At 64.0% G+C, this 6759-nt stretch carries 5 protein-coding genes and 1 pseudogene; 4 read left to right on the top strand and 2 right to left on the bottom strand.

Annotated elements, in window-relative coordinates; genetic code table 11:
* Positions 1-259 precede the first annotated feature (259 nt).
* Positions 260-685, top strand: a pseudogene (locus AAHG09_RS29330) (hypothetical protein).
* Here the strand turns inward: AAHG09_RS29330 and AAHG09_RS29325 are convergent.
* Positions 682-936: a hypothetical protein gene (locus AAHG09_RS29325; protein WP_342111445.1), complete on the bottom strand. Its 255-nt coding sequence runs from the start codon at positions 934-936 to the stop codon at positions 682-684. The pseudogene AAHG09_RS29330 and the gene AAHG09_RS29325 overlap by 4 nt on opposite strands.
* An 827-nt stretch (positions 937-1763) precedes the next feature.
* Here AAHG09_RS29325 and AAHG09_RS29320 point away from each other — a divergent pair.
* The 3 genes from AAHG09_RS29320 (at position 1764) to AAHG09_RS29310 (ending at position 5649) form a co-directional block, all read left to right on the top strand.
* Positions 1764-2707 (top strand): IS630 family transposase gene (locus AAHG09_RS29320; RefSeq protein WP_342111442.1). Its coding sequence is split into 2 segments (ribosomal slippage): positions 1764-2100 and positions 2100-2707, totalling 945 coding nucleotides; the frame shifts between segments, so codons are not numbered across the junction.
* Positions 2708-3293: 586 nt separating this feature from the next.
* On the top strand, positions 3294-3539 hold the full coding sequence (locus tag AAHG09_RS29315) for a cupredoxin domain-containing protein (protein WP_342111440.1): 246 nt from the start codon (positions 3294-3296) through the stop codon (positions 3537-3539).
* A 139-nt stretch (positions 3540-3678) separates the two neighbouring features.
* Positions 3679-5649, top strand: a complete 1971-nt coding sequence (locus AAHG09_RS29310) for a methyl-accepting chemotaxis protein (RefSeq protein WP_412760106.1) — start codon at positions 3679-3681, stop codon at positions 5647-5649.
* A 22-nt stretch (positions 5650-5671) separates the two neighbouring features.
* Here AAHG09_RS29310 and AAHG09_RS29305 read toward each other — a convergent pair whose 3' ends face one another.
* The gene (locus AAHG09_RS29305; protein WP_342111438.1) at positions 5672-6757 is read right to left on the bottom strand and encodes an HD-GYP domain-containing protein; all 1086 of its coding nucleotides are present in this window, start codon (positions 6755-6757) and stop codon (positions 5672-5674) included.
* Positions 6758-6759: the final 2 nt, after the last annotated feature.

The following is a 6759-nucleotide window of genomic DNA, read 5'->3' as shown; positions in this document are numbered from 1 at the left end:
CAAGCGGAGCATGTACGGCCGCGCGAAGTTCGATCTTCTGCGCCAGCGGGTCCTCCATGCCGCCTGAGGTCAACCCGTAGAGCTTGGCCGTGCGGAGGCTCGCAAGCACCGAAAGTGCGGATGAACCAAAGTTGCACGCCGAAACACATCGCTACAGCCAGGAAGGCCAAGAACTGGAGGTCAGACAGGTCCATCCGCCATTCGTAGCAGCCTTCTGCCGCTACGCTTTCTTCGCGGCCGGTGGCACAGTGCCCTCATCATGCCCATCCGGCCCGAGCACCGCTTCTTCTATCCCATCGATTGGGCCCAACTCTCGGCCGTGATCCGGTTCGGGCGGGCGAAGGGCTGCTGCGAGGGCTGCGGGCGTCCGCATGGGCGGATGGTCTACCGCCTTGGCGATGGCCGCTGGTGAGACGCGGAGGAAGGCAGGTGGCGCGACGGCTGGGGTCGCCGTACCCGGATCGCGGCTGAAACCGACATCCTCGGCCGCGCCCGCAGGACCCGAATGGTGCTGGCCGCCGCCCATCGGGACCATGACACCTCGAACAACGCGGACGCCAATCTCGCGGCCTTCTGCCAGCGCTGCCATATGATCCACGACCGGCCGGAGCATCAGAGGCGGCGGTGGCGCACGCTGTTCCGGCGGAAGGCGCTCGGGGACCTGTTCGGCGGTCCCTACGCTTAATCGGCCAGCAGGGGCATGGATATCGGCCGTGATGGACGTAAGGCCTTGGCCCGAACGAACTCAATGCATTCACGTTGAACCGACGGATCTTCGATCTGCGCAAATATCTCCAGCAGATCCATCCGATCTTGCAGGGCTTGCGCTGCAGATCCGATCTGACATTTCGCGCTTGGATCGAAGAAGGCGTCCACTGGCACACCGAGTGCGTGGGCGACTCGCTGTAGGGTGTCGGAAGTTGCATCGCTAGCCATTGGTCCTCCATGGCTCATGCGAGCGCAGTTTGTAAGGGTTCTAAATCAGATGACTCGAACCCTCACGATAAATTGTAGCGCCCTCTTGATGCCAATTTGCAGTAGTGCAATTTGCCTAGGCGCACCCTAACTTGGATAGGGTTTCGCGTTGATTGACTCAACCTGTGGCAGGTGAGAAGCCGCGTGTCATTCCCCCTCACGACAGAGCTTGCACTGCAAGCAGCCGGCCTGATCGGCACATGGAACACAGACGTTCAAGCCGCACGATCCATCCTCGACGACGGCGCTGCCGCGCTGCTCGCTGGGGATGCTGGTTTAGCGGGACAACCGCTGCCCCTAGAGATCGCACTACAGCGCACGCACCAAGACGACCGCGACTGGGTGTTCGATCGCATCCGTCGGATGCGTCGCACCGGCGGTCCATTCTCTGCTGAGTTCCGGGTCCAGACGGCAACACGACGTGAAGTGGGTGCTCACGCTCGGGACCCTGGCTCCGGACGAGGCTGGAATGATGCGCGGCCAAGGCTGCTACATCGACACTACGAGCGCACATACCCAGCCATTCTGGCAGGGGGTTCCGGCTGAGGTGCAAGCTACTGCCCCTGAGAACGTCTTGGACCCGTTGAACGTCGCAAGCGACCGCTCCATCGAAGCGCACACGGCGATCGTTCAGATGGGTGACGCCACGATTCGACAAGCCTCAGAGACCGTACTGTGGTTGCTGGGCCGTGCGCTAGAGCGTTTTCGGTTTGCGCTGAATCGGATGGCTGGGGTTCACGCGGGGCTGTTGGGCTGATTCATTGCGCGCTCCAGATGAGGAGCAGAGCATGGGCCGACCCTACAGCCAGGATCTACGTGAGCGGGTCGTGGATGCGGCAGGCGCGACTTCGCGGCGGCAAGCGGCCAAGCGCTTCGGGGTGGGGGCTGCGACGGCGGTCCGCTGGATGACGGCACTGGCCACGACCGGGACGGTGGCGGCCCGACCGCAAGGGCGGGCACGCCGCTCCAAGCTCGATCCGCATGAGGCGTTCCTGCGCGGCCTGATCGCCGAGCGGGACGACATCACCCTTGAGGAGATGCGGGCCCGCCTGCGGGAGGACCATGCTCTCCCGGTCGGGCTGGGGACCCTGTGGAGTTTCCTCGACGCACGCGGCCTGACGTACAAAAAAAGACAGCCCACGCGACCGAGCAGGATCGCCCGGACGTGAAGGCTGCCCGCGAGGCGTGGTTCGAGGGCCAGCCCGACCTCGATCCCGGCCGCCTCGTGTTCCTCGACGAGACCTGGACGGCCACCAACATGGCCCGCATCCGCGGGCGCTCACCGCGCGGGGAGCGGCTGCGCTCACCCGTGCCGCACGGCCATTGGAAGACAACCACCCTGGTGGCGGGCCTGCGCCTGTCCGGGATCGCCGCGCCGTTCGTGCTGGACGGGCCGATCAACCGCGCCGTCTTCCAGGCCTACGTCGAGCGCGTGCTCGTGCCCGAACTCACCCCAGGCGACATCGTCGTGATGGACAACCTCGGCAGCCACAAAGGCCCGGCCGTGCGCGCGGCCATCGAAGCCGCCGGCGCGCAGTTGCTGTTCCTCCCGCCCTACTCCCCGGACTTCAACCCGATCGAGATGGCCTTCTCCAAGCTCAAGGCGCTGCTGCGCAAGGCCGCCGAGCGCACCGTCGAAGGGCTATGGGCGGCCATCGGACGGCTCATCGACACTGTCACGCCAGACGAGTGCGCCAACTTCTTCGCCGCGGCAGGATACGATCCAGATTAAACCGAAAACGCTCTAGCACAGCGCGAGCGTGTGCGCAGAGGCGAGTTCTTTCGGCCTCGATAGCCTGTGCGGAGGACGCGCCGGGAACGTTTGCGGCAGAGTTCATAGGCCTTGAATGCTGCATAGCGATGGCAGAAGCCATGCGGGCCACGACCTATCCCGGGCGGGCAACCGCTGCATGCCGTGCGGTGTTGCAAACGCCTCTGGCGCGTTGGGGTGAACAACGGGTGCTGTAGCAGCCGTGCGGAGCGAGGTCGCCGTTCCTGCTGACATGGACGCCGGTTAGCGCGCCTGCGCCAGCAAGCCTATTTATGGCTTCGGAATTGTTAATTACATGGAACAAAAGCCGCGCTTGATACCTATGGCACACGAGGCAAGAGCGGATTTATTTGATTATACTGACATGCGTTAGGAACCTAGGATTTCAAATCGGATAGACACTACAACAAATACAGTTTTTCAGGTTGTATCCGTGTCAATTTGCAATCTACGCGTTCAGTTTCTTCGCTGCGGTGCCACTGCGCTCGTGGTAGCAATAGCTGCGCTCGGGCCGGCTCAAGCCGGTCTATCCAGCGCCATCCGCATCGTGCTGCAGAAGGGCCGGCACTATGACCCGACCGATCTGTTCCTGCATCGGGGCGATACGATCACCCTCGTCAACGGAGACGACAACGCCGTGCATCATGCCTTCATTGAGGCCGACCGGTTCGCGTTCGACGCCGGCGATCAGGAGCCCGGCAAGCAGGTTACGCTGACGTTGAAGGAGCCGGGTGACTTCATCATTCAGTGCGGCATCCACCCGATGATGAAACTCACTCTTCACATCCAATAGACTGCTACCAACGGTTGTTCAGTAGAGTGACAAGGTTGTGATGAGTGCGTTCAATCGCCTCATCGCTCGCGTGACGCTCGTTTAACCAAAATTTGCTTTCCTTGCACCCGTGCCATCGCGGCACGTGGAGACGCCTGCGGTGCCGTTGTTCGACGCCAACCTGCGTGCCTTGATGGCGGCCATCGACAAGTCCAGGGCTCGGATCGAGTTCGCCCCCGATGGGACTGTTCTCGCCGCCAACGACCTGTTCCTTGGCCTAATGGGCTACAGCCTTGCAGAGGTGAAGGGGCAGCATCACACCTTGTTCGTCCCAGCTACCGAGCGCGACGGCGATGAGTACCGGGCGTTCTGGGCCGCCCTTTGTAGAGGCGAGGCGCAGACCCGCGAGTTCAAACGCATCGCTAAGGACGGCCGTACCGTCTGGATCCAGGCAACGTATAATCCCGTGCTGGACCGGGCCGGGCGCGTCGCGCGGATCGTCAAGCTCGCTACGGACGTCACGGCGCAGGTGTTGCGCAACATCGATCACGACGGACAGCTCGATGCCTTGCACCGATCGCAGGCGGTGATCGAGTTCGCCCTCGATGGCACCATCCTCATCGCCAACCAGAACTTCCTCGATGCCGTCGGCTATCGTTTGGATGAGGTGAAGGGCCGGCATCACGGGTTGTTCGTAGACGCCACCGAACGGGCGGGAACGGGGTATCGCGAGTTCTGGGCGCGGCTCGCGCGTGGAGAGTTCGCCTCGGGCGAGTACCGCCGCATCGCCAAGGGCGGTCGCGAGGTGTGGATCCAGGCGACCTACAACCCGATCCGTGATCGGGACGGTAAGCCTCTGAAGGTGGTGAAGTTTGCAACCGACATCACGGCCCAGAAGCTGCAGACCACCGATGCGATGGGTCAGCTCGCTGCGGTCAACCGATCACAGGCGGTGATCCACTTCGCCCCTGACGGAAAGGTGCTCGACGCCAACGAGAACTTCCTAAAGACAGTCGGCTATCGGATTGAGGAGATCCGCGGGCAACACCACGCCATGTTCGTCGAGCCCGGCTATGCGAAGACGCTGGAGTATGCAGCATTCTGGGACCGGCTGCGGGCGGGTGAGTTCGCCACCGGCATGTTCCAGCGCTTCGGCAAGGGCAATCGGAATGTCTGGATCCAGGCGAGCTACAATCCGATCTTCGACCCGAACGGCCGGCTGACCAAGATCGTCAAATACGCCACCGACGTCACTACCAACATGGAGGCCCGCTCGGTCGCCATAGCGGCGGCCGAGGAGACCATCGACAACGTCCAGGCGGTCACCGATGCGGCCGAGACCATGAACGCCGCTGCGCTGGAGATCTCGCGCAGCATGGCGCAGTCGAAGACCGTCGTCGACGACATCCACGGACGTGCCGGCGAAGCCAATGCCGCCACGGAACGCCTGCAGGCCGCCGCCAGCGCGATGGACGGAGTCGGCGCTGTGATTGCGGGCATCGCCCAGCAGATCAACCTGCTGGCCTTGAACGCGACGATCGAGGCGGCACGGGCCGGTGTGGCCGGCAAGGGCTTCGCAGTTGTCGCGACCGAGGTGAAGGAGCTGGCTGGTCAGGCGGCTGCGGCGACAGCCCGGATCAGCGGAGAGGTCGCCGGCATGCAAGCCGTGTCGTCCGAGGTGGCGGCCAACCTGACGACCATCACCGCGGCGATCGACACGATCAGCGCCCACGTCGACGGCGTCAGTGGTTCCATGGACGAGCAGACGCATGCGACGGGGGAAATCCTGACCAGCATGCGTCAGGCGGCCAGCGGTGTGTCGAGTATCAGCACGAGCCTGGACAACTGGACCGTGGGCATGGAGGAGCGGCGCAACGAGCGCCGGACCCGCGTCCTGTTGGCAGCAACCATCACTACCTCTGGCGGCGGCTCTATTGCGTGCTCCGTCCGCGACCTATCGGATGGCGGGGCGCGGCTGCATGTGCGCAGGCACGCTCAGGTTCCGGAGTGGTTCGACTTGACCCTCGATGGAGACGGACGTCGGTTCAGCTGCGAGGTCCGACACCGCTCCGACGCCAGCGTCAACGTGCAGTTTCGGTCATCGATGGCCGGCGTGGCACGCGTCGCATGATCGTAGAGAAGTGCGCCGGTGTTCAGTCCCCCTGCACGCCGGCGGCGGGTGGTCCGGCTGCAGCGCATGCTATCGAGGTGTGGATCTGAGCCAAGGGCCGGAACGCGCGCACGAGGTCGGCATCGAGGCGGCCCGCCATGCCTTCGAGAATGGTGTAGGCCCTCATCGCGTCCATAGGCGCCTTGTACGGTCGCCGTTCGATCAGCGCCGCGTGGATGTCGCAGATCGTCACCAGCCGAACCAGATCGGGGATCTCGGCCGCCCGCAGCTTGTCCGGATAGCCAGAGCCGTCGAGCATCTCGTGGTGCGAGCGCACGACCGATAGCAGGGTCGCGTCGAAGCCACCGCTGACGAGCATGGTATAGCCCTCGGCCGGGTGGGTGCGCATCACCGCCATCTCGGCGTCGTCGAGCTTGCCCGGCTTGTTCAGGATCGCGGTCGGGATCTTCGTTTTGCCGACGTCGTGCAGCAGGGCAGCTTTTGCGAGATGGTGCCGATCGGCGGCAGCCAAGCCGAGCACGCCCGAGAAAGCAGCGGCGAGGCCGGCGACGAGTAGGCAGTGCTGGTGTGTGACGTCATCGAAGCGCTGCACCGCCTGCACCCAATCGTTGATGTCCGTCTCCCGAATGGCCTGAACGATCAGCTCGGTACCGGTCTCGGCCACGGCTGGGGTGATCGCCTGGTCGGAGAAGAAGGCGTCTGTCAGGAAGCCTTTGGCGCGGTCTGCCTGCTTCCGGGCGGCGACCACGGTCGAACCGGCCTTGCCCATCGTTGTGAGCTTATCGGTGATGAGGCGGGCGGCTGAACTCGCGGAGAGCGTGTCGGTGGCGCCCAGGATTCGAGCTTGTGCCTCCGCCCGCGCGGCGTTGCGGTGTACGAGGAAAAGGTAAGGTACGCCCTTGCCACGAGCTGTATCCAAGATACGGCGCAACCGCACGAGGGCCTCGGAGTGCAGGCCCTCGACGTCGCTGATGATCAGGCTCGCGCCCGCGGCTGGCGCGACCCCACCGTAGAGGTCGTGGACACGCCACATGCCGCACTCGGCGAGGTCGCTCGCCAGGCGCCTGCCGCGATGAACGTCGTCGGTGATCAGCAGGTGCGCGCTCATCG

This window comes from Methylobacterium guangdongense, from assembly GCF_038442355.1.
Taxonomy (GTDB): domain Bacteria; phylum Pseudomonadota; class Alphaproteobacteria; order Rhizobiales; family Beijerinckiaceae; genus Methylobacterium; species Methylobacterium guangdongense.
Note: the sequence above shows the minus strand (reverse complement) of the source record. Positions and strands in the feature narration are given on the sequence as shown.